At 68.9% G+C, this 25,431-nt stretch carries 19 protein-coding genes; 13 read left to right on the top strand and 6 right to left on the bottom strand.

Annotated features, from left to right (window positions below):
• The first annotated feature begins 1 nt into the window (after position 1).
• The 6 genes from OU994_RS25530 (at position 2) to OU994_RS25505 (ending at position 8,015) form a co-directional block, all read left to right on the top strand.
• On the top strand, positions 2-568 hold the full coding sequence (locus tag OU994_RS25530) for a helix-turn-helix domain-containing protein (RefSeq protein ID WP_281608217.1): 567 nt from the start codon (positions 2-4) through the stop codon (positions 566-568).
• Positions 565-1,536 carry a GNAT family N-acetyltransferase gene (locus tag OU994_RS25525; protein WP_281608216.1) on the top strand — a complete coding sequence of 324 codons (972 nt, stop codon included), beginning with the start codon at positions 565-567 and terminating at the stop codon, positions 1,534-1,536. The genes OU994_RS25530 and OU994_RS25525 overlap by 4 nt, the downstream gene beginning before the upstream one ends.
• A 517-nt stretch (positions 1,537-2,053) precedes the next feature.
• Positions 2,054-4,858, top strand: coding sequence for a TonB-dependent receptor (locus tag OU994_RS25520; protein ID WP_281608215.1), 2,805 nt, complete (start codon positions 2,054-2,056; stop codon positions 4,856-4,858).
• 106 nt (positions 4,859-4,964) lie between these two features.
• Positions 4,965-6,503, top strand: coding sequence for a tryptophan halogenase family protein (locus OU994_RS25515; protein ID WP_281608214.1), 1,539 nt, complete (start codon positions 4,965-4,967; stop codon positions 6,501-6,503).
• Between the two features lie 37 nt (positions 6,504-6,540).
• The gene (locus OU994_RS25510; protein ID WP_281608213.1) at positions 6,541-7,266 is read left to right on the top strand and encodes a SapC family protein; all 726 of its coding nucleotides are present in this window, start codon (positions 6,541-6,543) and stop codon (positions 7,264-7,266) included.
• Positions 7,267-7,268: 2 nt separating this feature from the next.
• Complete coding sequence (locus tag OU994_RS25505) at positions 7,269-8,015, top strand: DUF6445 family protein (protein ID WP_281608212.1); 747 nt, start codon at positions 7,269-7,271, stop codon at positions 8,013-8,015.
• Between the two features lie 50 nt (positions 8,016-8,065).
• Here the strand turns inward: OU994_RS25505 and OU994_RS25500 are convergent, their stop codons facing one another.
• The 3 genes from OU994_RS25500 to OU994_RS25490 are packed head-to-tail and all read right to left on the bottom strand — an operon-like array spanning position 8,066 to position 11,387.
• Complete coding sequence (locus OU994_RS25500) at positions 8,066-8,491, bottom strand: hypothetical protein (protein WP_281608211.1); 426 nt, start codon at positions 8,489-8,491, stop codon at positions 8,066-8,068.
• Positions 8,479-10,494 (bottom strand): GspE/PulE family protein, encoded by a 2,016-nt coding sequence (locus tag OU994_RS25495; RefSeq protein ID WP_281608210.1) that lies wholly within the window; start codon positions 10,492-10,494, stop codon positions 8,479-8,481. Before OU994_RS25495 ends, OU994_RS25500 begins: the two co-directional genes overlap by 13 nt.
• The gene (locus OU994_RS25490; RefSeq protein WP_281608209.1) at positions 10,491-11,387 is read right to left on the bottom strand and encodes an MBL fold metallo-hydrolase; all 897 of its coding nucleotides are present in this window, start codon (positions 11,385-11,387) and stop codon (positions 10,491-10,493) included. The genes OU994_RS25495 and OU994_RS25490 overlap by 4 nt, the downstream gene beginning before the upstream one ends.
• 318 nt (positions 11,388-11,705) lie before the next feature.
• Here OU994_RS25490 and OU994_RS25485 point away from each other — a divergent pair, with 318 nt between their 5' ends.
• From OU994_RS25485 to OU994_RS25470, 4 genes are all read left to right on the top strand, one after another.
• Positions 11,706-13,991, top strand: a complete 2,286-nt coding sequence (locus OU994_RS25485) for a CHASE2 domain-containing protein (RefSeq protein ID WP_281608208.1) — start codon at positions 11,706-11,708, stop codon at positions 13,989-13,991.
• Positions 13,992-14,259: 268 nt separating this feature from the next.
• Positions 14,260-15,852, top strand: coding sequence for a ShlB/FhaC/HecB family hemolysin secretion/activation protein (locus OU994_RS25480; protein WP_281608207.1), 1,593 nt, complete (start codon positions 14,260-14,262; stop codon positions 15,850-15,852).
• Positions 15,853-15,867: 15 nt separating this feature from the next.
• Entirely contained in the window at positions 15,868-18,924 is a 3,057-nt protein-coding gene (locus tag OU994_RS25475; RefSeq protein ID WP_281608206.1) for a filamentous hemagglutinin N-terminal domain-containing protein, read from the top strand.
• Positions 18,890-19,702, top strand: coding sequence for a FecR family protein (locus tag OU994_RS25470; protein WP_281608205.1), 813 nt, complete (start codon positions 18,890-18,892; stop codon positions 19,700-19,702). The genes OU994_RS25475 and OU994_RS25470 overlap by 35 nt, the downstream gene beginning before the upstream one ends.
• A 137-nt stretch (positions 19,703-19,839) precedes the next feature.
• Here OU994_RS25470 and OU994_RS25465 read toward each other — a convergent pair whose 3' ends face one another.
• Positions 19,840-20,793 carry an IS1595 family transposase gene (locus OU994_RS25465; protein ID WP_281608204.1) on the bottom strand — a complete coding sequence of 318 codons (954 nt, stop codon included), beginning with the start codon at positions 20,791-20,793 and terminating at the stop codon, positions 19,840-19,842.
• Positions 20,794-20,952: 159 nt separating this feature from the next.
• On the opposite strand from OU994_RS25465, the gene OU994_RS25460 reads away from it, so the two are divergent.
• The 3 genes from OU994_RS25460 (at position 20,953) to OU994_RS25450 (ending at position 24,413) form a co-directional block, all read left to right on the top strand.
• Positions 20,953-23,220: a cation-translocating P-type ATPase gene (locus OU994_RS25460; RefSeq protein WP_281608203.1), complete on the top strand. Its 2,268-nt coding sequence runs from the start codon at positions 20,953-20,955 to the stop codon at positions 23,218-23,220.
• A 5-nt stretch (positions 23,221-23,225) separates the two neighbouring features.
• Positions 23,226-23,627 carry a Cu(I)-responsive transcriptional regulator gene (gene cueR, locus OU994_RS25455; RefSeq protein ID WP_281608202.1) on the top strand — a complete coding sequence of 134 codons (402 nt, stop codon included), beginning with the start codon at positions 23,226-23,228 and terminating at the stop codon, positions 23,625-23,627.
• Between the two features lie 66 nt (positions 23,628-23,693).
• Entirely contained in the window at positions 23,694-24,413 is a 720-nt protein-coding gene (locus OU994_RS25450; RefSeq protein WP_281608201.1) for a glutathione S-transferase, read from the top strand.
• A gap of 3 nt (positions 24,414-24,416) precedes the next feature.
• Here OU994_RS25450 and OU994_RS25445 read toward each other — a convergent pair whose 3' ends face one another.
• Positions 24,417-24,617 carry a heavy-metal-associated domain-containing protein gene (locus OU994_RS25445; protein ID WP_281608200.1) on the bottom strand — a complete coding sequence of 67 codons (201 nt, stop codon included), beginning with the start codon at positions 24,615-24,617 and terminating at the stop codon, positions 24,417-24,419.
• A gap of 54 nt (positions 24,618-24,671) precedes the next feature.
• Complete coding sequence (locus tag OU994_RS25440) at positions 24,672-25,430, bottom strand: LytTR family DNA-binding domain-containing protein (RefSeq protein WP_281608199.1); 759 nt, start codon at positions 25,428-25,430, stop codon at positions 24,672-24,674.
• Between the last annotated feature and the right edge of the window lies 1 nt (position 25,431).

The following is a 25,431-nucleotide window of genomic DNA, read 5'->3' as shown; positions in this document are numbered from 1 at the left end:
TATGGGAAATCACGAACATTTCGAAGCGAGGCTGGTCGCCCGGCTGGCCGCCCTGCGCATGGAGCGCGGCTGGCCGCTGGCAGAGCTGGCGCAACGCGCGGGCATCAGCCGCGCCACGCTGTCGCGCCTGGAGCGGGGCGAAACCAGTCCCACGGCCGCGCTGCTGGGCAAGCTGTGCGCGGCCTACGGCTTGCCGATGTCGCGCCTGATCGCCGCCGTCGAGGAGGGCGGGGCACAACTGGTCAGGGCGGCCGACCAGGCCACCTGGACCGATCCCGCCAGCGGTTTCACGCGGCGCATGGTGTCGCCGCCCTCGCAAGGCCTGCGCGCCGAACTGATCGAGGGGAGGCTGCCTGCCGGCGCCCTGATCGACTACGAGCAGCCGCCCCAGGCGGGCCTGGAACAGCACATCTGGATGCTCGACGGCCTGCTCGACTACACGCTCGACGGCGTCACGTACCGGCTGCAGCCGGGCGACTGCCTGCGCTTCCGCCTCCATGGCGCCACGCGCTTTTCCTGCCCCGGTCCGGGCGAAGCCTATTACCTGATCGCCATTTGCGAACCATGACCACGATTGCTGAACTGTCGGGCGACGGCGTGCGCGCCGTCGCCGATGAACTGGCCGAAGTGCTGCATGACTGCGTGGCGCACGGCGCCAGCGTCGGCTTCCTGCCACCCTTCACGCTGGCCGATGCGCGCCGTTTCTGGCTCGATGTCGCCGGCCAGGTCGATGCCGGCGCGCGCACGCTGTTCGTGGCCCGCGACGGGGAAGGCGTGGTGCGCGGCACCGTGCAACTGGCGCTGGCCACGCCCGCGAACGGCGCCCACCGCGCCGAAGTGAACAAGATGCTGGTGCACACGCGCTGCCGCCGCCTGGGGCTGGGCCGGCGCCTGCTGCAGGCGGCCGAGGCGCGCGCGCGGGCGCTGGGCCGCACGCTGCTGGTGCTCGACACATGGGTCGGCAGCGGTGCCCAGCGCCTGTACGCCGGCCTGGGTTACCGTACGGCCGGCGACATTCCCCAGTTCGCCATCCTGTCCGGCGCCACGCTCGGCGCCACACGCGTCATGTACAAGGTGCTCGGCCCCGCCGTCGAGGTGGCCAGCGCCGATCCCGCCTCGGCCGACGCGCTGGCGCTGATGCGCGAACTGTCCGGCGTCCTGCGCGGCATCACCGGCGACGATGGCACCGCGTCCTTCGATCCCGCCGGCTGCACGGTGTTCGCGATCGCCCGCGACGGGGCGGGCAGGGCGGTCGGCTGCGGCGCGCTGCGCCCGCTGGATGGCGAGTTCAGCGGGATCGCCGAGATCAAGCGAATGTATGCGCGGCCCGGCAGCGGCGCCGCGGTCGGCTCGGCCGTGCTGGCGTTCCTCGAGGCGCAGGCCGCCGCGCTGGGCTACCGCGGCCTGTGGCTGGAAACCCGCAAGGTCAATACACGCGCGGTGCGCTTCTATGAAGGACAGGGCTACCTGCGCATCCCGAACTTCGGCAGGTATGCCGGCAACGACGCTGCGGCCTGCTTCGGCAAGCGGCTGTAGCAGGCCTGGCACGACCTCTTTCACCGGCCGGGGCATCAAGTCCCGCCGCAGCGCTCCACCCCGGGAACGCTGCTCCGACTTGCAGATCCACCATGCCACGCGGCGCGACCATGGTTCACGCCCTCGCCGGCCCGCCCGTCATATCGATCCATCCGCAGCCGGGAGCCTTGCTCCAGCCCAGGTATCCCATGCGGAATTTTGCGCCACTTTCCTCAAACTACGCGCCACGAAACCAGGAGCGTTCTAGTCTTCGGGCAACCATCGCCCGACCACCGAAGCGGAGATACGTGTAACCATTAACATAACTTCCCGCGAAAAGGAACAAGCTGTACCAAAACTACATCAGCTCCGCATTATATTTTTCTAAACTTGCAGTATTGACATACCATCGCTCTTCACCGGCACATGGCACGCGTCAGCCTGTCCTGTCCCTTGCCGGCCTGCTGTGCTCGCGTCGTCCACAGCGCGAGAGTCTTCCCACCCCAAAGCACAACAATACAAGGAGTAGAGGAGCGAGATGAAAAATAGAAACGTTTCCAATGCCGTGTTGGCCTTCACGGCAATGTTGACGACCGCGCACCATAGCGTGGCGCAGGAGGTCCCGCCCGAACCGGCCGGCGAAGGCGCGAAGATCAATGCCGTGGTGGTCAAGGGGATCCGGCGCAGCCTGATCAATTCGCTCGACACCAAGCGGGAAGGCAACGGCATCGTCGACGCCATTTCGGCCGAAGACATCGGCAAGTTCCCCGACCAGAACCTGGCCGAATCCCTGCAGCGCATCACCGGCGTGTCGATCGACCGCTCGGGCGGCGAGGGCAAGCAGGTCACCGTGCGCGGCTTCGGCCCCGACTTCAATACCGTGCTGGTGAACGGTCGCCAGGTCGCCTCGGAAAATGAAAACCGCGCCTTCAACTTCGATACCGTCTCGGCCGACCTGGTCAACAGCATCAATGTCTTCAAGACAGGCACCGCGACCCAGCAGTCGGGCGGCATCGGCTCGACCATCAACATCACCACGGCCCGGCCCTTGAACCTGGGCGGCTTCAAGGTGGCCGGGTCGGTCAAGGCGCTGCACGACGATAACAGCGGCGAGACCACGCCGGAATACTCGCTGCTCGTCAGCGATACCTTCGCCAACGGCAAGTTCGGCGCGCTGCTGGCGGTCTCGCGCAAGAAGGCCAGGACGCGCCTGAACCAGGCGCAAACCGATGGCTGGCTGCAAAACGCCGGCATCCCGGCCAGCGAACTCAATGACGGCGCCGGATTCGCCGGCAACGTGTTTTCACCCCGTAACTACGACACCAAGGTGACGTTCGAGGAGCGCACCCGCACCAATGCCAACCTGGTGCTGCAGTACCGGCCGTCGAGCAGCCTGACCCTGACCGCCGACGCGCTGTATTCCGACTTCGACATCAAGACCGACGCCACTTCGTACGGCCACTGGTTCACCGCGCCGAACGTGGAGCGCGCCCGCACCGACGCCAACGGTACCGTCACCGACCTGTACCAGGAAACCGGACTGGCGACGGACTTCCATGCCAAGAAATTCGACCGCCTGACCAACACCAAGTCGTTCGGCCTGCAAGCCGACTGGAAAATCTCGAACAAGCTCAATTTCGTCTTCGATGCGTGGAAGTCGGATGCGACGCGCGAGCCCAACAACGGCGGCGGCGACCAGCTTTCGCTGATCGGCTACAAGAACCGCGCACGCTTCCAGTCCGATTCCGCCACCTTGCCCTGGGTGAGCGAATTCGCCACCCCGGCGACCGGGCTGGTGTACGAAAACGATGCCCAGGGCCGGCCGATCACCCATTCCGTCGGCAATTACCTCGACCCGGCCAACGCCCGCGCGCACGTGATGCTGCGCCGCGGCTGGGCCGTCGACGACGCGGTGCGCCAGTACAAGGTCGATGGCGTCTGGAAGGAGGGCAGCGGCGAAGGGCTGGTTTCGGCCCGCTTCGGCCTCCAGCGCTCGCAGGAAACCAAGGCGCTGACCCGTTGGGACAACGAGGGCGTGGGGATTCACTGCACGTACTGCGGCTATGCCGATACCCCGGTCATTCCAGCCGGCACCCTCAGCGTGTTCAACGCGGGCAGCGACTTCCTGAAGGGCGTCAGCGGCAGCGGCCGCACGCCGGCCTCCTGGCTGCGCCACGACGGCGAGAAGCAGTTCGCGTTCGTCGAGCAGCAAAGCGGCAAGAACTTCGACGCCGTGGTGCGCGACAACTCCTATGCGGTCGAGGAGAAAACCACCTCGGGCTACCTGGAACTGGCCTTCGCCGGCACGCTGGCCGACAGGCCCGTGCGGATGACCGCCGGCGCGCGGCTGGAACACACCGATATCAAGGTCTCGGGCACCCAGGGCAATATCGAGCGGCTGAACGTGCTCGATGCCACCGAGCTCAGCGCCGTGTATGGCGCCAAGTCGGCCATCAACGTCAGCAATTCGTACTACTCGGTGTTGCCCAACTTCAGCGCGAATGTCGAGCTGACGGACACGCTGATGGCGCGCGTGGCCGTTTACCGCTCGCTGACGCGGCCGCGCCTCGACGATTTGTCGCCCGCCACCAACATCGTCACGACGCGTCCCGGCACGCTGACCGCCTCCTCGGGCGATCCGGCATTGAAGCCCTTCGAGTCGAATAACCTCGACCTGTCGCTGGAGTGGTACTACAAGCCGGCCAGCTATGTCTCGGGCGGATTCTTCTGGAAAGACGTCAGCAATTTCATCGTTTCCAGCAACACGACGCGGCAATTCAACACCAGTACCGGCGTGCTGACCGACCCCAGCACAGGGACCGACAAGCTCAAGCCCGATCCGGCCGATGGCCCGGCCGTGTTCACCCTGACCCGGCCCAGCAATGGGCCATCCGCGGTGGTCCACGGCTTCGAGCTGGCCGTGCAGCACACGTTCGACAACGGCCTGGGCTTCATCGTCAACGGCACCATCGTGCGCAGCGACGCCAACCTGAACCCGGGCGACGTCAACCAGAAGTTCGCGGTGACCGGCATCAGCGATTCCGCCAACGTCGTCGGCTTCTACGAACGGGGCCCGTACCAGCTGCGCCTGGCCTACAACTGGCGCGACAAGTTCCTGCAATCTCTGACCCAGCAAAACGGCGACGGGGTGACCCAGGTGGCGGCCTATGGCCAATGGGACCTGAGCGGCAGCTACGAAGTGTCGAAGAACCTGTCGGTGGTGTTCGAGGCAAGCAACCTGAACGAAGCGGTGGTCAAGAAGTATGGCCGCTACACCAACCAGTTCCTGCTGGCGGAAGATTCCGGCCGCCGTTTCGCGCTCGGCCTGATCGCCAAGTTCTGACGTGACGTGACGGGAAGGGCGCCGAAAGCGGGTCAAATGCGGGCCAAAAACCGCGCCGGCGCCCCGCCGTTTCAACTGTCTCATGCCCAACATCGATAAGGCAGACATGAACCAGCACATCAAACACATCGTCATCGTCGGCGGCGGCGCGGCCGGCTGGATTACCGCGGGCCGCATCGCTGCCCGGCACGCCCGGGACAGCGGCATCACCGTCACCCTGGTCGAGTCGCCCACCATCGGCCCGATCGGCGTGGGCGAGGGCACCTGGCCTACCATGCGCAGCACGCTGATGAAGATGGGCATTTCGGAAACCGACTTCATGCGCGAATGCGAAGCGACCTTCAAGCAGGGCGCCAAGTTCGCACGCTGGGTCGACGGCACCGCCGACGATTTTTATTACCACCCGCTGATGCTGCCGCAAGGCTTCGGCCAGCTGGACCTGGTGCCTTACTGGCAGAGCGCCTGCGCCGGCCGCTCGTTCTCCGACACCGTGTGCCTGCAGGAGCAGGTCTGCGAACACGGGCTGGCGCCCAAGATGATCACCACGCCGGAATACGCGTCGGTGGCCAACTACGCCTACCACCTGGACGCCGGCAAATTCGTCGGGTTCCTGACGCGCCATTGCACCACCAAACTGGGTGTGACGCATATCCAGGGCGACGTTACCGCCGTCAACAGCGCGCCCAACGGCGATATCGCGGCCATCGTCACCGCGCAGCAGGGCGAGATCGCGGGCGACCTGTTCATCGACTGCACCGGCTTCAACTCGCTCCTGCTGGGCAAGCACCTGGGCGTGCCCTTCGTCGACCGGGGCGACGTCCTGTTCATCGACAAGGCCATCGCCGCCCAGGTGCCGTACGAGCGCGAAGATGCGCCGATCGCTTCGCACACCATCTCGACCGGCCAGGCCGCCGGCTGGATCTGGGATATCGGGCTGGTGACCCGGCGCGGCATCGGCTACGTGTATTCCAGCCGGCACACGAGCGACGAGCAGGCCGAAGCCGCGCTGCGCGCCTATATCAGGCCGGCGGGGAAATCGGTCGGCACGCGCAGCATTCCGATCCGCTCCGGCCATCGCCAGCTGTTCTGGAAGAACAACTGCGTCGCGGTAGGCCTGGCCGCCGGATTCCTGGAGCCGCTGGAAGCCTCGGCGCTGGTGCTGGTGGAACTGTCGGCCGACATGCTTGCCGAGCAGTTGCCCGCCACCCGCGACACCATGGACATCGTCGCCCGGCGCTTCAACGACACCTTCCTGTACCGCTGGGACCGGATCATCGATTTCCTGAAGCTGCATTACATCCTCAGCAAGCGTACCGACAATGCGTTCTGGACCGATAACCGGGCACCGGAAACCATCCCCGACAGCCTGAAGGACCTGATGCGGCTGTGGCGCCATCGCCCGCCCGGCAACTGCGACTTCACCAGCAATAACGAAGTGTTCCCGGCCGCCAGCTATCAGTATGTCCTGTACGGCATGGGCTTCAGGACGGACCCGGAATTCCTGCGGCCATCGGCCAGCGAGCAGCGCGCGGCGCAGGAGCACCTGGCGCAGAACAGCGCGGCCGCCAGGAAGGCGCTGAAAATGCTGCCGGCCCATCGCGAACTGATCGCCAAGATCCACGCCTACGGCCTTCCGGCGGTATAGGCTATCTTCCCCAGAACACAGGACACAGGACACAGGCATGGCACATCTGATTTCACTGGACAACACGGCGCACCGGCAGGTCCGCGTCGACAGCCGCCGGGTGGAAGCGGCCGGCGCGGCGCTGACCATGGTGCCGGTGGTATTGAGCGAGTTCCTGAAGCTCGTCGTCCAATACCCGATCGCCTTCACCAAGGACAAGGACACGGGACGCTTCGCCTGCGTCGCGCTGTTCGGCTTCCACGACAGCGAGAACCTGTTCGCCGATGGTGAACGGTGGGACGCCATCTACGTCCCGCTGCAAGTCTCGCGCCAGCCGTTTTTCCTGGGCAAAGCCACCGACAAGGCGGGCGAGGGCGACCACTTCGTCGTGTGCATCGACATCGAGCACGCCAGCATCGGCAGCGACGGCGAACGCATCTTCGACGCCGACGGGCGGGAAACGGCGTACCTGGAGGAAGCCAAGGGCCGGCTGGCCGAACTCCTCGACGGCGAGGCGCCGACACGGCAATTCATCGACACGCTGCTGCACCACAAGCTGCTGGTGCCGATGCAGCTGGAGATCACGTTCGCGAACCAGGAGTCGACCCAGGTGCAGGGCCTGTACACCATCGATGACGCCCGCCTGGAGCAGCTCGATGGGGCAGCGGTTGCCCACCTGCACGCGCAGGGCTTCCTCGGCCCGGCCTATACCATGCTGGCGTCGCTCGGCCATGTCTACGCCATGATCGACCGCCGCAACAAGCGCCTTGCACGCGGGGCGTAGCCATGGATACGGCCATGCATGACGCGGCGTTCGCGATCGCTCCGTCCCCCGCCCACCAGGTGCTCTACGTGGGCGCCGACCGGGAACCGGTGCTGATCGTCGACGGCCTGCTGCTCGATCCCGAGGCCATCGTGCGCTGGGCGGAAACGGGAACGGCGTTCCAGCGGCAGGACGGCGATTTCTATCCGGGCATCCGCAAGTCCCTGGACATGGCGTATGCAAGTGCCGTGCATGCCCGCCTGCGCGAGCTCCTGCTGTCCACCTTCGGCGCCGGCGGCGATGCGGCGATCACGCCGCTGTCCTGCGTGCTGTCGCTGGCCACCACGCCGCCGGAAGCACTGCGCCCGATCCAGAGCGTCCCCCATTTCGACAGCGTCGAGCGCAACCGGATCGCCAGCGTGCATTACCTGTGCGATGAACGGTTCGGCGGCACCTCGTTCTACCGCCATCGCAGCACCGGTTTCGACAGCATGGACGGGCAGCGCCTCGCCGACTATGCGCCGCGCCTGAAACAGGAAGTGATGGAGGAAGCAAGGCGCCAGCCGGGGCGCGGCTTGCGCTACATCCGCGGCGACACGGCGCTGTTCGAACGCACCGCAAGCGTCGAGGCGAAGTTCAACCGCGCCATCTTCTACCGCAGTAACCTGCTGCATTCCGGCGACATCGCGGTCGACGCGGGGTTGTCGTCCGACCCGCGCAGCGGGCGCCTGACCGCCAACACGCTGGCGCTGATCGGCCCGCCGCGCTGAGAGCCTGGGCGAGGCTGGTCACTATTCCGGCTCGCCCCGGCGCCAGGTGTTCAGCGGCGCAGCAGCACCAGCGCCTGCACCACTTCCAGCGAGCGCCACGCCATCGCGAAGCCGAGCGCCACGAACACGATGCCGGACACCACCGCATACTGGCCGCCCATCAGTGAGCCCAGCCACAGCGCGGCGGTGACGACGAAGATGGTCACCAGCAGCCGCGTGGCCCAGCCTTCATGGCCTTCGTGGCCGGTGGTGAGGTTGCGGTGGGCGTAGGCCATGAACACCTTGGCGCGGCGCCGGCCGACCACCACGATGTCCTGTCCCTCGGCGATCACGAGCGGGGTGGACGAGACGATCTTCACCAGCTGGCCGTCCAGCCGGAATACCGCCGCGTGGATCACGCTGGTGCCCGTTTTCGGGTTGTACGACACGCTTTTGCCGCGCCGCAGTTCGGTCACGGTACCTTTCAGTTTGTCCATGCGCTTCCTTGCCGCGCGCACGCCGCGCGCACCATGCCGATGTCGGTAATGCCGGCCAACACCTTGTCGATCCCATCCATCTTCAGCGTGCGCATGCCGTCTTCCAGCGCCGCCGCCGCGAGCGGCGCGGGTGCGCCGCGCCGTGCCAGCAGCCGCGCGGTACGCTCACCCACCGTCATCAGCTCGAACAAGCCGGCGCGGCCCCGGTAGCCGCCGCGGCATTCGGCGCAGCCCACCGCGCGGTACAGCGTGAAGCGCCCGCCGGCATCGGCATGGCGCTCGCGCCAGCTGGCCAGCACTTCCTCGCGCGCGAAGCCGGCATTGTTCGCGGCGACATAGGCGGCGACGCGGGCGTCGTTGCCGGCGGCGGCATCGTCGCCGGGCTGCATTTCGGCACAGTACTCCGTCAGCAGCAGGTCCAGTTCCGCCGCGCCGGGGTGATACGGCTGGCGGCACGCCGTGCACAGTTTCCTGGCCAGCCGCTGCGCCAGCACGCCGGCCAGCGCGGCGGCGGCGCCGAACGGATCGGCGGCCATGTCGAGCAGGCGCCGTGCTCCTTCCACCGCGTTCCGCGCCGGCAGCGCCGCCAGCACCAGCCGGCCCGACAGCGCCGCTTCGACCGCCAGGCCGGCCGCCGGAACGTCGCACGGTGCATCGACCATGATCACATCGGCGTCGGCTTGCCGGAACGCTTCCAGGGCGGCGGCGACCGCCAGGTTGGACGCACGGCCGGCGTGCACCTGGCGCAGGCCGGGCTGCACCAGTGTCACCGGGTCTTCGGCGGTGCAGATCTTGCGCTCCGGGTGGTTCAGGCCAGCCAGCAGCGCATGCAGTGTCGTGCTCTTGCCAGAATCGGCGGGGGCGCACACCAGCAACAGGCCGCGCGCTTCGCCGAGCATTCCGCGCAGGCGGGACAGGTCGTCCGGCGCCATGCCCAGCCGCGCCAGCGGCACCGCCGCGTTGGGCGCGGCGATGCGCAGTACCACGTCCATGCCGGCCGTCGACGGGAGCGTGGCCGCGTGCAGCACCACGTCCGGCAAGCCATGCGCGCCGCCGCGCAGCGTGCCGTAGCGCGGCTGCCCATGACCGGACTTGCCGTCGTGGGGCTTCTCATCGTGCGGTTTGCCCGCCGCCGCGCTTACCCAGTGGACAACCGCTTCGAGGTGCGCTGCCAGTGCCGCGGCCTGGGCGGGCGGCAGGCTGGCGTAGGGTGCCAGCACGCCATCGCGGCGCAGGCGGATCGCGCTGCCGGCGCGGCCGGCCGCCTCCACGTGGATCGCGGCCGCGCCCAGCCGCTGCGCATCGGCCACGATCCGCGCCAGCAGCCGGGCCCCATCGTCGCCGGCCGGCGCCGGCACGACGGCGCGCGTGGCGACCGGCCGATCCGCTGCCGCCGGCGGGGTGGGGCGGGTAGATGGCGCGGCTGGTGGCGGCGGTGTCCTGCGTGACCCTTCCTTCTGCGCGCCTCCCAGCGCTTCCGCCAGCGCTGTTGCCAGCTCCGTGGCGCCTGCCAGCGCGTGTTCCGGGAACGGCGCGCCGTCGCGCGTGTTGACCAGCTGGATCACGCCCAGCAGCGCGCCCGACCCTGGGGCCAGCACGGGCACGGCCAGCACCTGCCGCGTGCGGTAGCCGGTGCGCTGGTCGACGCCGCGCGGGAAGCGCAATCCCGGCGCGATGCGCGCCAGTTCGGCATCGTCGTACGCATCGGCAATGTTGACGGCCCGGCGCGCCACTGCCACGTGGCCCGCAATGCCGTGCGGCGAGATCGCCACCTTCACGTCGCGCCACGCGCCCGCCGCGCTCTTCGCCTTCGATACCAGGTAATCGCCTTCGGCATCGACCGCGTACAGCGTGAAGCGGTCGCAGGCGAACAGGCCGGCCACCGTACCGGCCGGATCGGCCATCACTTCATCCAGGCTGCCGGCATCGCGCAGCCGTGCCACCACCGCGGCCAGCGCCCGCAGGAACGGCATGTGCGTGTCGCCATCGGCCAGCGTGCTCATCCCAGATCGACTTCCAGGCCTTCGTATGCAAGGAAAACCTGCAGGCCGCCGGGCAGCGGCGCGTGGCGCGCCATCACCTCGGCGAACACGGCTTCGAGCTCGTCGTCGCTGCGGGTCGGTTCATGGTGCGTGCAATACAGGCGCCGGGCGCCGGTGCGCACGGCCATCGCCAGCGCGCCGTCGAAGGTGCCGTGGCCCCAGCCGACCTTTGACGGATATTCCTCGCGGGTGTACGAGCAGTCGACGATCAGCGCATCCGCGCCGCGCGCCAGGTCGTCGATGGCGGCCGTGCGCTGCGCCACATGCTGCGCGAACGCCGCATGTTCGGGCTGGTCTTCGCGATACAGGTTGAATAGGGGTTCATGGTCGCCGGTGAAGAACACCGACTTGCCGTTGCAGTCGACACGGTAGCCCAGGTCGGTCACCGGGTGGCTCATCACCACGTTGCGCACCACCGCGTCGCCGACCGGCAGCGCCTCGCCGACCGCCAGCGTGCGGTATTCGATGGTCGCTGCCATCTGCGCCTCGCCGACCGGGAAATAGCTGTTCTGCAGCTGCACGCCCATCACGTGCTCGATGCCGTTGCCGGTATCCGGGTCGGTCGCGCCATGCAGGCGCACGCGGCTGCCCTTGATGAACAGCGGCGTGAAGAAGGGCAAGCCGTGGATATGGTCCCAGTGGCTGTGCGTGATGAAGATATTGGCCTCGATGGGGCGGTGGGGCGCGGCCACCAGCGCCTGGGCCAGGCAGAACAGGCCGGTACCGCCATCGAGCACGATCAGGGTATCGTCGTCGCTGCGGATCTCGATGCAGGTGGTATTGCCGCCATAGCGCACCGTGCGCGGTCCCGGCGAGGGGATCGAGCCGCGTACCCCCCAGAATCTGAATTTCATCCGAATCTCATCCTGTGCTCATTCCTGTGCTTGTTCCTGTGCTTATTCCTGTGCATATTCCCGTGCCTTGCGGCCCGGCCGTGCCGGCAAGTCTCAACGGATGATAGCGGTTTTTTTGCCGTTTCTGGCGCCTTTCCGTCGCGTTCGATAATTTCCTGTTGGCAAAATAACACGGACCGGTGTTTCTCCGGCCGTGCCGGGTTTTTCCCGCTTTTTCTGGGTTATTCCCATGTACAGCCGCCGCGCCGAGCCGTTACACTGCCCGTCCGATGCCTTCCTTCCGCCTCCCCATGCCCTGTGCGGCACCGTGCGATGACGATGCCGGCCCTTGCTGACAGGCTGGGCCGAGTGCGCCAGCGCGTGCGCCGCCATGCGGCGCGCACGCTGGCCGGCCTGCTGCTGACGCTGGGCGCGGCGCTGCAGGCCGGCGGCTGGCTGCACCTCGACACGGTGGCGCGCATGGACACCTTCATCGCCGGCCTGCGCATGCGCATCGAGCCGGCCGAACTCGATCCGCGCATCGTCATCGTCGACATCGACGACCGCAGCCTGACCGAGGTGGGCCGCTTCCCGTGGAGCCGCGACGTGATGGCGCGGCTCGTCACGCAGCTGACCCGGCACCATGGCGCGGCGGCGGTCGGCTTCGATATCGCGTTCCCGGAACCGGACAACAGTTCCGGCTACGGCGTGCTGCAGGGGCTGGCGCGGAATGAATTGCGCGACGTCCCCGGCCTGGCCGCGCAACTGGCGCGGCTGCGGCCGCGGCTCGATTACGACGGCCAGCTGGCGGCGGCGCTGGCCGGCCAGCCGGTGGTGCTGGGCTACGCCACCGGCAGCACCCAGGCAAAGGGCGTGCTGCCGCGGCCGGCGTTTACCGAGGAAGCGCTGAACGGGCGCACCCTGCACGCTTACCGCGCCCCCGGCTACGAGGCGAACATCGCCCGGCTGCAAGCAGCCGCGCGCGGTGCCGGCATCTACTCGGTGGTGCCGGATGCCGACGGTGTGGTGCGCCAGGCACCACTGCTGCAAAGGATCGGCAACGGCTATTACCCGGCGCTGTCGCTGGCCACGGTGGCCGCGGCACTCGACGCGCGCGCCATCGCGCCGTTGTGGGAAGGTACGGTCGAAACGCTGTCCGCGGCCGGCCGCGCCGCCGGCGGCCTCGATGCGATCGCGCTGTTCCATCCGCAAGGCAGCATCCGCATCCCGGTCGGCGAAGGCCTGGCGACCACCGTGCAGTTTCGCGGCACGGGCGGCCCGCGCGGCGGCGCCTTCCGCTACGTATCGGCCGCCGACGTGCTGCGCGGCGCCGTGCCGGCCGGGGTGCTGGAAGGCGCGATCGTCCTGGTCGGCACCACGGCGGCCGGCCTGAACGACCTGCGTGCCACGCCCGTCTCGGCGGTGTATCCCGGCGTCGAAGTCCATGCGAACCTGATCCGCTCGATCCTGGATGGCAGCTTCAAGGCCCGTCCCGACTATGCGCCGGCCGCCGAACTGCTGCAGGTGCTGGCGCTGGGCGTGCTGCTGTCGTTCGCGCTGGCCGTGCTGGCGCCGGCCCCGTCCATCGTGCTGGCGCTGGGCGCCGCGCTGGCGGCGGGGTGGCTCAATGTCCACCTGTACGCGATACATGACATGGCGCTCGACCTGTCGATGGCGCTGCTGCTGGTCCTCGCGCTGTTCATCCTGAACCTGGCCTGGGGCTACTTCTTCGAAGTGCGGCGCGGCCGCGCGCTGGTGGCGCGCTTCGGTGAATACGTGGCGCCGGAACTGGTGGCCGAAATGGCCGAGGACCCGCGGCGCTACGGCATGGAAGGCGAAAGCCGCGAGCTGACCGTGCTGTTCGCCGACGTACGCGGCTTCACCACGATCTCGGAAGGCCTGGCGCCGCAGGCGCTGCGCGAATACATCAACCGCTACCTGACGGCCATGTCGGCCGACATCCGCGACAGTCATCGCGGCACGCTCGACAAATACATCGGCGACGCGGTGATGGCGTTCTGGGGCGCGCCGGTGCCGTTCGCCGACCATGCCCGCCGCGGCGTGGCGACAGCGCTGGCGATGCAGGCCACGGCGGCGCGGCTGAACGCCGAATTCATCGAACGCGGCTGGCCGCCGCTGGCGATCGGCATCGGTCTCAACAGCGGCACCATGCACGTGGGCGACATGGGGTCGTCGATCCGCCGCGCGTACACGGTGATGGGCGACGCGGTCAACCTGGGCGCCCGGCTGGAAGGCCTGACCAGGATCTACGGCGTGGGCATCTGCGCAGGCGCCGCCACGCGCGCCGCCGCGCCGCAATTCGCCTGGCGCGAGCTGGACCTGGTGCGCGTGAAGGGCAAGCAGGAGCCGGTGGCGATCCACGAACCGGTGGCGCCGCTGGACGGGATCGACGGTTCCGTCCAGGCCGAACTGGCCGACTGGCACGAGGCGCTGGCGCTGGTGCGCGCACAGCGCTGGGACGATGCCGGCGCGCGCCTTGCCGGCCTGTGCGCGCGCTTCCCGGAACGCGCGCTGTACACGCTGTACGCCAGCCGCGTGGCGCGCTACCGGCAGCACCCGCCGGGCCCGGACTGGGATGGCGTGACCACGTTCGACAGCAAATAGGGTCGCGGCGCGCCTGCGCGAAATGCCCGCGACGTTGTCCTGGTTCGGCCAAGGCCGGTGCGCGTGCGCGCAGTCCCGGCAACGTTGCCTTGGTTCTCGTTGCCTTGATTTTATCAACCGCTGGCAATCTGTCGCTTTTTCGTTGCACTTCCGGTCAGTGCCATACTGAAATTGATATTTCTTTGTATAAATGCCGGATAATGCGCGCTCAACCGCGGCCGCGCAGCGCTGCGCGGGCCGACAGCCATATCCGGAACCAACGCACACCATGAATCACCGCTCCGCGCGCCTGCTGGCAGGCGCGATCCTTGCCGCCGCAGCCGGCGCGCCCAGTACCGCCAGCGCCATGCAGGACACCGGCTCCGCGCCGCTCCGCTTCGAGATCGACCGCTTCGACGTCACCGGCAACACCCTGCTGCCGGCCGCCGTGGTGGAGCGGGCGGTGGCGCCCCATGCCGGCAAGGAGCGCGATTTCGGCGACGTGCAGCGCGCGCTGGAAGCGCTCGAAGCGGCGTACCAGCAGGCCGGCTACAGCGTGGTCACCGTCGAACTGCCGGAACAGGAACTCGATGGCGGCGTCGTGCGGCTGCGCGTGGTGCAGGCGAAGATCGGCCGCGTCACCGTGAAGAACAACCGTTATTTCGACGAGGCCAACATCCGCCGCAGCGTGCCCGGCCTGCAGGGCGGGCAGACGCCGAACATCGCCGCCATTTCCGCCAGCCTGAAACTGGCCAACGAGAATCCGGCCAGGAAGACCGCGCTGAAGCTGCAGGGCGGCAGCGCCGGCGACGAGGTGGACGCGGTGCTGGACGTGGCCGACGAGCAGCCGTGGAAAGTCATGGCCAACCTCGACAACACCGGCTCCAGCCAGACCGGCAGGACCCATGCCGGCTTCGTGCTGCAGCATGCCAACCTGTTCAACCGCGACCACGTGCTCTCGCTGCAGTACACCACCACGGTCGAGCGGCCGGGGCGCGTCAAGGTGTACGGCGTCGGCTACCACGTGCCGCTGTACGGGCTGGGCGGCTCGCTCGATGTCTTCGGCAGCTATTCGAACATCGATTCGGGCAGCGTCACGGCCGGCGTGTTCGACCTGGCCGTCAGCGGCAAGGGCGCGGTGTACGGCGCCCGCTACGCGCACGCCCTGGCCCGGCGTGGCCGCTACGATGCCCGGCTGGTATTCGGCATCGACTACAAGGCGTTCCGCAACAGCATCGTGCTGCTGGGGCAGGAACTGGGCAACGACGTGACGGTGCGCCCGCTCAGCGCCGCGTATGTGGGCACGTGGACGCTCCCGGACGGCGAGCTGGCCGACTCGGCCACGCTGGTGCGCAACGTGCCGGGCGGCTCGCGCGGCAGCCAGGCCGATTTCACCCGCGCCCGCAGCCATGCCAGGGATGACTACACGCTGCTGCGCCTGTCCGGCAGCTACAGCCGGCTGCTGCCGGGCGAATGGCAGGCGCGCGCCATCGTCAACGCGCAGCTGACCGGCGCCGCGCTGGTGCCGGGCGAGCAGTTCGGTGCCGGCGGCGTGGCCTCGGTGCGCGGCTTCGCCGAGCGCGAGATCGCCAGCGACGCGGGCGCCGGCGGCAACCTGGAACTGTACACGCCGAACCTGTGCGGCAAGCTGGCCTGGCAGTGCCGCGCGCTGGCCTTCCACGACACCGCCTACGTGAAGCGCAACCATGCGCTGCCCGGCGAGCTGCAAAGCACCGCGATCGCCAGCGCCGGCCTGGGCTTGCGCGTGATGCTGCCCGGCCACGTCAACCTGCAACTGGATTATGGCCACGTGCTGCGCGGCGGCGCCACCGGCCGTGACGATGCGAACCGCCTGCATGTGCGGCTCGGCCTTTCCTACTGAGGCAACGGAATCACCATGAACCACATCCTTTCCCGTGCGCCCTTGCGGCGCAAGCTGCTGGCCGCCACCATCGCCGCCTGCTGCGCCACCTGGCTGTCCGCTGTCCATCACGCGCAGGCCAATCCCACGCTGCCGCAGGTGGTGGCCGGCCAGGCCGCGTTCAGCCAGGACGGCAAGGTGTTCTCGATCACCAACGCGCCGAACACGATCATCCACTGGCAGAGCTTTTCGGTGGGCAGCGACGAAATCACCCGCTTCATCCAGCAAAGCGCCGACAGCCGGGTTCTGAACCGTATCACCGGGGGCGACCCCAGCACCATCCTCGGTTCGCTGCAGTCGAACGGCAAGGTCTACCTGGTCAACCCGAACGGCGTGCTGTTCGGCCCGGATGCGCGGGTCGACGTCAACGGCCTGGTGGCATCGGCGCTGAACCTGTCGAACGGGGACTTCCTGGCCGGCAAGCACATCTTCGAGGGCGCCGGCGGCAGTGTCGTCAACCAGGGCACCATCACCACGCCGCAGGGCGGGCAGGTGCTGCTGGTCGCGCCGAACGTGCACAACACCGGCCTCATCAGCGCGCCGAACGGCGACGTGCTGCTGGCCGCCGGCCGCAGCGTGCAGCTGGTGGACTCGAACGACCCGGCCGTGCACGTGGTGGTGTCGGCGCCGGAAGACGAGGCGCTGAACCTGGGCGGTATCGTTGCCGCGGGCGGCCGCGTGGGCATCTACGGCGCCTTGCTGAGCCAGCGCGGCACCGTCAACGCGGACAGCGCGGCGGTCGGTGCCAACGGCCGGATCGTGCTGAAGGCCAGCCGCACGGCGCTGCTCGAAGCGGGCAGCGTGACCAGTGCCCGGAGTCCCGGCGGGGGCGACGTACAGGTGCTGGGCGGGCAGGTGACTGTCACCGGCGAGGCGCGCATCGACGCCGGCGCCGGCGTGCTGCTGAAGGCCGCCGCCGGCGGGCAGGTCGCCATGGATGCGGGCACCCTGGTGCATGCCGGCGGCGATGCAGGCGCCATGCCGCAGGTATCGTTCGTGGCCGACCAAGTGCGCCTGGATGGCAAGGTGGACACTGGCGGCAACGGCTTCGTTTCCTTCACTACGGCCAGTGCCGGCCGGCCCATCGCGCTGGGCCGCGGCGACGCATCGAGCCTGGTGCTGGCGCAGGCCGGCCTGGCCAATGTGGACGCGTGGGAAATCAACGTCGGCAACAGCGCCCACACGGGCGGCATCGCGGTCGCCGATGCCATCGCGCTGGAAAACACCGCGCTGTTCCTCGAATCGCGCGGCGACATCTCGGTGGCCTCGGCCATGCGCACCGGCGGTACCCTGTACCTCGCCAACACCGCCTCGGCCGGCCGCATCGTGCTGGGGGCGGGCGCCGCGCTGGCCGGCCAGCGCGTCATCCTGCGCTCGGACGACGTGGCGATCGACCCGGGTGCCGGCATCGGCGCCGGCGACGTGGCCATCGATACCTATTCCGACACGGCCGCGATCACGCTGGGCGCGGGCGCCGCCTACCTGGACAGCGCCGAACTGAACACCGTGCAGGCGGGCAGGCTGGCGATCGGCACGCGCGACGGCTACCGCGGCAAGCTCACGGTCACCGGCGCGCTGGACCTGTCCGGCACGCCGGTCGCCGGCGGCATGCTGGCGCTGCAGGGCGCCAGCGTGGCGGTCGACGGCGCGCTGCGCGTGAAGGATGGCGTCACGCTGGTGGCCACCGGCGGGGCTGTCGCCCAATCGGCGCCGATCCAGGCCGCCACGCTGGCGGTTTCGGGCACCGCCGTGGCGCTGGACCATGCCGCCAATCACGTGGACCAGCTGGCCGTCGCGTCGGCGGGCACCGTCGCCTTCCGCAACGGCGGCGACCTGGCCATCGCGCGGCTGGCCGGCATCGACGGCATCCACGGCACCGATATCGTCCTCGCGGTGGCCGGCTCGCTGGCATCGGCCGGCGGCACGATCGCCGGCGAAACGCTCGCGGTCACGGCCGGCGGCAGCGTCGGCGCGGCCGGGGCGCCGCTGCTGACGGCGGTCGGCCTGCTGGACGTCGCCGGCACCGCCACCGAGGGCAGCACGCCGATCGTCATCACCAACAACCGCCCCGGCTACGCGAACGCGCTGACCGTGCACCGCCTGAAACTCGACCTGGGCAACGGCGGCGCGATCACGCTGCGCAATCATGGCGCGACGACGATCGGCGCGGCAGGGCTGGTGCAGTCCGGCAGCGGCGCCATCGCGATCACCGCGCACAGCCCGCTCACGGTGGACGGTACCGTGGTCTCGCGCAGCGGCGACATCGCGCTGGAAGCGGCCCGCAGCGGTTCCCCGGCGGACCGGCTGACGGTGGGCGGCACCGCAAGCGTGACGTCCGACACGGGCGGGATCCGGCTGACGGCCGGCGACCGGATCACGGTGTCGCCGGGCGCCACCCTGGCCACGCGCGGGACGCTCACGCTGCAGGAAAACACGAATATCCCGCCGCCACCACCGCCACCGCCGGAACCACCTCCGCCGCCAGCACCGGCACCGGAGCCGCCACCGCCATCGCCACCTCCGCCGCCACCTCCGCCGGAACCACCGCCGCCGCCATCGCCGGCGCCGGAGCCGCCTCCGCCGCCACCAGCGCCGGCACCGGAGCCTCCGCCACCACCGCCGGTACCGGCACCGGAACCTCCGCCGCCCCCGGCACCGGTACCGGAACCCCCGCCACCGCCCGCACCGGTACCGCCGCCGCCAGCACCGGCGCCGTCGCCGCCACCGCCGCCTTCGCCACCGTCGCCGGTGTCGGTGGATCAATGCCGGCTGGCGCCGCAGCTGCCGGCTTGCCAGGCTATCGCGCCGCCGACGGCGACCGAACCGGTCAAGCCCGTGCAGGTGGCGTTGAACGAGTTCATCGCGACCGTCCCCCGCGACGTGAAGAAAAGCGACGCGCGTTCCGTTCCTGCCGCGCCAGGCAGCGGCGACGCGGCGCCGGCCGAGGATGAAGAAGACACCGGCGGAGGCAATGCCACCGCGCAACAAGGATCCAGAAATGACAAACCCGTGGTCAAGAACTACTGCAACTGACACGGCCATCGGCCGCCGGCCCGCGCCGGCGCCGTGGTGCCTGTCGCCCTGGCATGTCCTGTGGCTGTGCCTGCTGCTGGGCTGCGCGCAGCTGGCGTGGGCGGCGCCGGTGGCCGGCGTCGTGGTGCGCCTGTCCGGCCCGCTGCTGGCGAAGAAGGCCAACGGCGCCGTGAAGATCCTCGCGCTGAAATCCGAGGTCGAGAACGGCGACACGCTGGTGACGGAAAAGAACACCTACGCGATGGTGAAAGTCATCGACAACAGTGAAATCACGCTGCGCCCCGGCTCCACGATGACGATCGAGAACTTCAGCTTCGCGGCCGAGCGCCCGGAAGGCGACGCGGCGACGTTCAATCTCGTCAAGGGCGGGCTGCGCTCGGTCACCGGCCTGCTGGGCAAGCGCAGCAAGGAAAAGTTCGAGATGAAGACGCCGGCCGCCACGATCGGCATCCGCGGCACCACGTTCATCGCCGAATTCGTTGCGCCACCGGATGGCGCCGCGCCCGCGTTGCCGTCCGGCGCCCAACCCGCGCGTCCACCGGGCCTGTACGTGCAGGTACTCGACGGCATGATCTTCGTCGCCAACGGTGCCGGCGGCGCCGCTTTCAACGCCGGCCAGTTCGGCTACGTGCCGGGCATTACCCGGCCGCCGCAGCTGCTGCCGGCCAATCCCGGCATCCAGTTCACGCCGCCGGTCAAGTTCAACAGCCCGATCGGCCCGGGCGACAGCGGGCCCGGCAGCGCGGCGCCGAACAGCGTCGACTGCGAGGTGCGCTGAGCCTGCCGTTGCGCTGAGCCTGTCCTTGCGCTGAGCCTGTCGTGGGGGCAAGCGAAAGGCGCTGTTCGCGTTAAGTAGCCTTGCCGTTGATCACGGGACTTTCTTGGATGCCGGGCGCGACAAAAGAGCCGACGATCCTAGGCTTGCACCACGGCAACGCTTAACCATTGCCGCGGTGCCGTCAGGTCGGCGGCATCGAGCACACGTAGCCAGCCGGTGTAATTGGCCAGGTAGCGGCTCGCGACACCATTGAATCGCCGCAGCCAGGTCTTGAAGCGGCTGTGCCATCCGTTGACACCCTGGATATGGAGTGCCCCGCGTGCCCGAATGCCGGCATGCACGTTGATCGCTTCGTGCGTGATGCCGGCCTGCTTCGCAAATGCCTGGTAGGCCTTGGCGGCATCGGTCACGAGCAGCACATCGGGCGCCAGTACAGGCTTCAGGTGCTTCATCAACTGGCCGGCACTGACCGGGCCGCGGCCCGTGACGAAGTCACAGGTTTGCCGGTTGCGGTCGCGGGCAACGAGGATGCAGTCCAGCTCGCTGCTGATGCCGCGCCGGCTGGCCTTGCCGCCGCGTTTGCGTGGCGGCCGGTCCAGGTGTCGCGAGCCTTTTTGTGATTCCAGAAGGTAGGTCTCGTCGGCCTCGACGATGCCGGACAACTGCGGAAGAGGCGCCCGGAGCAACGCGGCGATGAAACGGTGGCGCCATCGAAAGCTGGTCGACTTGGCTACCGCCAAGCGCTCGGCCGCCGAGCGCACGGGGATCGACTCGATCAGGCACTGAAGATAATGCAACCACTTGTCGCGCAGCCGCAGACGGGCAAGGGGTGTGCCGGTCAAGGCGTTGAAGCTGCGCCGGCACGCCACGCAGCGATAGCGCTGCAAACCACTGGCCTGTCCACAACGGTGGGACCGCTGGCACCGGCAATGTGGACATGGTGGCTTTCCGGCGGCTTCCTCGATCAGGCGATGACACTGGCCTGGTTGCTCGACGCTGGCCAGAAAGCCCTGCAGCAACGCGACCTGATCTTCCGAGAGCTGTTGCTGCATCAACGCTTCGATCAGTACTCCAACATCCGCCGTGCCCATGTCGCCCCCTGATATACATGAAGTATCTCAACAGGAAGTCAGACCGTGATTCCGTTGGGAAGTTCCCCGAATTAGCGGGCACAGCGCCAAGCGAAATGCCTTGACCTTCCCATCATGGGATACTTGATGATGGCGACATCATGGAGCAGGAGTATCCCGATGAGCAATCAGCTTTCCCACGACGTCCGCATTGGCGGCATGAGTTGCGCGGCCTGCGTGGGCCGTGTCGAAAAGGCCCTGGCCGCCGTGCCGGGCGTACGCAGCGCCAGCGTCAACCTGGCCACCGAAACCGCCCGTGTCGAGACCGACGCGCCGCTGCCGTTCGACACGCTGTGCGCGGCCGTCGAGCACGCGGGCTATGAAGCGGGGCCGGTCGCCGCGGCGGCTGCTCCCGCCGAGCAGGCGCCGGATCGCGGCAATTTCGCGCTGCGCTGGCTGCGCGGCGCCAACGAAGGCTTGCCGGTGCTGCTGGCGGCCCTGCTGTCGCTGCCGCTGGCCGCGCCGATGCTGCTTGCCCCGCTGGGCATCGACGCGATGGCGCCGCCCTGGCTGCAATGGCTGCTGGCCACGCCCGTGCAATTCCTGTTCGGCGCGCGCTTCTACCGGGCCGGCTGGAAGGCCGTGCGGGCAGGGGCCGGCAACATGGACCTGCTGGTGGCGCTGGGCACCAGCGCGGCCTACGGGCTGTCGGTCTACCTGATGCTGGCCGGCCATGCCGCCCACCTGTACTTCGAAGCGTCTTCCGTCGTCATCACGCTGGTCTTGCGGGGGAAGTGGCTGGAAGCGCGCGACAAGCGCCAGGCCACGTCGGCGATACGCGCCCTGCGCACGCTGCGGACCGAATCGACCCGCGTGCGCCGCGATGGCATCGACAGCGACGTGCCGGTCGACACCGTGCGCCCCGGCGACCTCGTGGTGGTGCGGCCCGGCGAGCGGATCGCCATCGATGGCGAGGTGGTGGAAGGCGCCAGCGACGTCGACGAAGCGCTGGTCACCGGCGAAAGCCTGCCGGTAGCGCGCCGGCCGGGCGACCGCGTGACGGGCGGCGCGATCAATGGCGCCGGCCTGCTGCTGGTGCGCACCACGGCCACCGGCGCCGAGACCACGCTCGAGCGCATCATCCGCCTGGTCGAGGATGCCCAGGCGGCCAAGGCGCCGGTGCAGCACCTGGTGGACCGCGTCAGCGCCGTGTTCGTGCCGGTCGTGCTGGCGATCGCCGCGCTCACGCTGGCCGGCTGGTGGCTGGCGTCCGGCGACCTGGAAACAGCAACGATCAACGCGGTGGCGGTGCTGGTGATCGCCTGCCCGTGCGCGCTGGGTCTGGCGACGCCGGCGGCGATCATGGCCGGCACCGGCGTGGCGGCCCGCCACGGCATCCTGATCAAGGATGCCCAGGCGCTGGAAACCGCGCACGGCGTCACCACGGTGGTCTTCGACAAGACCGGCACGCTGACGCAGGGCCGCCCCGTGCTTGCCGCGTTGCGCGCGCATGGCATCGCGGAACCGGACTTGCTGGCGCTGGCCGCCGCGCTGCAGCGTGGCAGCGAACATTCGCTGGCCCGCGCCGTGCTCGATGCGGCCCTGGAGCGCGCGGCGGACCTGCCGGCGGTCCCCGCGGCGCAGGCGGTGACGGCGTGGCCCGGGCGTGGCCTGGCGGCGGCGGTGGACGGGCGCGACCTCGTGCTGGGCAGTACCCGGCTCATGGAGGAACGCCATGTCGACCTGGCGCCGCTGCTGGCCGAGGCGCATGCGCTGGAACGCTCCGGCCATACCGTGTCCTGGCTGGCCGATGCGGGCGGGCGGCAGTTGCTGGGCCTCCTCGCGTTCAACGATCCGCCGAAGGCCACCGCGCAGGCGGCGGTGGCGCGGCTGCATGCGCAGGGCATCGCCACCTCGATGCTGACCGGAGATAACGCCGGCAGCGCGCAAGCCGTGGCCGCGGCGGTGGGGATCGGCGGCGTGGCGGCAAACCTGCTGCCGGCCGACAAGACCGCGCACATCGCGGAACTGAAAGCGCAAGGTGCGCGGGTGGCGATGGTGGGCGACGGCATCAACGATGCCCCCGCGCTGGCGGCGGCGGACGTGGGCATCGCCATGTCTACCGGCACCGACGTGGCGATGGAGGCGGCCGGCATCACGCTGATGCGGGGCGATCCGGCGCTGGTGGCCGATGCGCTCGACATCTCGCGGCGCACCTTCGCCAAGATCCGCCAGAACCTGTTCTGGGCCTTCGTCTACAACCTGGCCGGGATTCCCCTGGCGGCGCTGGGCATGCTGAGCCCCGTGATGGCGGGTGCGGCGATGGCGCTGTCGTCGGTCAGCGTGGTCACCAATGCGCTGCTGCTCAATCGTTGGCAACCCGCGCGCTGGCAACCCGGGCGCTGGCAACCGCAGCGCGGGGACTCTCGCCATCGGAAGCAGGAGTAAAAGGCATGAATATCGGGCAGGCAGCCGCCGCCTCGGGCGTCACGGCGAAGATGATCCGCTACTATGAAAGCATCGGCCTGGTGCCGGCGGCGCAGCGCACGGAGAGCGGCTACCGCGTGTACGGCGACAGGGAAATCCACACGCTGCGTTTCATCCGCCGCGCGCGCAAGCTGGGTTTTTCCCTGGAACGCATCGCCGGCCTGCTGTCGCTGTGGCAGGATGGCAGCCGCGCCAGCGGCGACGTGAAACGCATCGCCCTGGACCACGTGGCCGAACTGGAAGAGCGCATCCGCGAACTGACGGAAATGCGCGACACGATCGCCACGCTGGCCGCCTGCTGTCATGGCGACGAGCGGCCCGATTGCCCGATCCTGCGCGGCATCGCGGCCGGGACCGAAGCGGCGTAGCGTCACGATGGCGCCGTACTCTGCCGCGCCGGGCTAGAATCGCCGCCAACCGACCAAGGAGGCGCTGTGGAACCCTATACCCTGTATTACTGGCCCACCATCCAGGGCCGCGGCGAGTTCGTGCGGCTGGCACTGGAAGAAGCCGGCATCGACTACCGCGACGTGGCGCGCGGCGCGAAAGGCATGCCGCAGGTGAACGCGTCGCTCGACTTCCGCTGCGAGCCGCTGGCCGCTTTCGCGCCGCCCGTGCTGCGCGCCGGCGAACTGCTGATCGGGCAGACCACCAACATCCTGCTGTTCCTCGGTGCCCGCCATGGCCTGGCGCCGCGCACCGAGAAGGGCCGGCTGTGGTGCAACCAGCTGCAGCTGACGATCGCCGACATCGTGGCCGAGGCGCACGACTCGCACCACCCGATCTCGGTGAACAGCTATTACGAGGACCAGAAGAAGGAAGCGCGCGCCCGTTCGAAGGACTTTCGCGCGGAACGGATCCCGAAGTTCCTGGGCTATTTCGAGAGCGTGCTGGCGGCGAATCCGGCGCGCGGCAATTTCGCTGTCGGCGCGCGGCTGACCTACGTGGACCTGTCGCTGTTCCAGCTGCTCGAAGGCTTGCGCTACGCATTCCCCAAGACGATGGCGCAGCTCGAACCGCAGTGGCCGCGGCTGGTGGCGCTGCGCGACGAGGTGGCGGCGCGGCCGAACATCGCCGCGTACCTGAAGTCGAAGCGGCGGATTCCCTTCAACGAGGACGGGATCTTCCGCCGCTATCCGGAACTGGAGAAGTAGCGGTCAGTGCGCGCTCGTGACCGGGTAGCCCGCGTCCGCGATGGCCGCCTTCACCGCGTCGAGCGGCGCGCCCGATTGCACCTTCACCCCCTTGCCGGCCAGGTCGACATCGACCTGGGCATTGCCGTCGACGGCCTTGACGGCTTTCGTGACCGCCGCGACGCAGTGGCCGCAGCTCATGTTTTCCACTTGCAGTTCGTACATGATGACTCCTCGATTGACGATGGCGCCACTGTAACCCTTCCCACGGGGGGAAGGTCAAGCGTGCAGCGCGGCCTTCAGCGCCGCCATGTAGCTGGCGCTGACGGGCACCACGCCGCCACAGCGGAGCATCAGCTTGTGGCTGCCTTCGCCGCCGCTGACCAGGCTGGCGATCTGGTCGCGCCGCACGATCGCGCCGCGGTGCACGCGCAGGAAGCACGCCGGGTCGAGCAGGGCTTCGAGGCGGTTGAGCGTGATCCTGTGCAGCACCGTGCGGGCCGGCAGATGCAGCTCGACATAATTGCCCGCGGCTTCCATCCACAGTATCTCGTCGACGATGACTTGCTCGATGCGGCCCACCGAGCGTACGCCGATGCGCTCCGGGTAAGGCGACGCACCGGCCTCGGCATGGTCGCGCAGTGCGGCGCCATAGGCTTCGCGCTGGCGCTGGCGCAGCATCGCCGCGGCGCGTTCCACGGCCTGGGCCAGCCGCGCATCGTCCAGCGGTTTCAGCAGGTAGTCCAGCGCGTGCACTTCGAACGCATCGACGGCATGCGCGCCATAGGCGGTGACGAACACGATCAGCGGCGGCTCGCACAGCCGCGACAGCTCGCGCGCCAGCACCAGCCCCGTCTCGCCGGGCATCTGCACGTCGAGGAAGATCACGTCCACCTCGTGCTGTGCCAAGCTGGCGCGGGCTGCCCCGTTGCCGTCGCATTCGGCCACCAGTTCCCAGCCGGAATGGTCGGCCAGGGCCAGGCGCAGGTTGGCGCGGCCCGGTTCCTCGTCGTCGACGATCAGGTAGCGGATCGGCATC

Origin of the sequence: Pseudoduganella sp. SL102, assembly GCF_027856995.1 — a bacterium.
GTDB lineage: Bacteria > Pseudomonadota > Gammaproteobacteria > Burkholderiales > Burkholderiaceae_D > Rugamonas > Rugamonas albidiflava.
The sequence above is the reverse complement of the archived record's forward strand: the minus strand, read 5'-3'. Positions and strand labels throughout refer to the sequence as shown.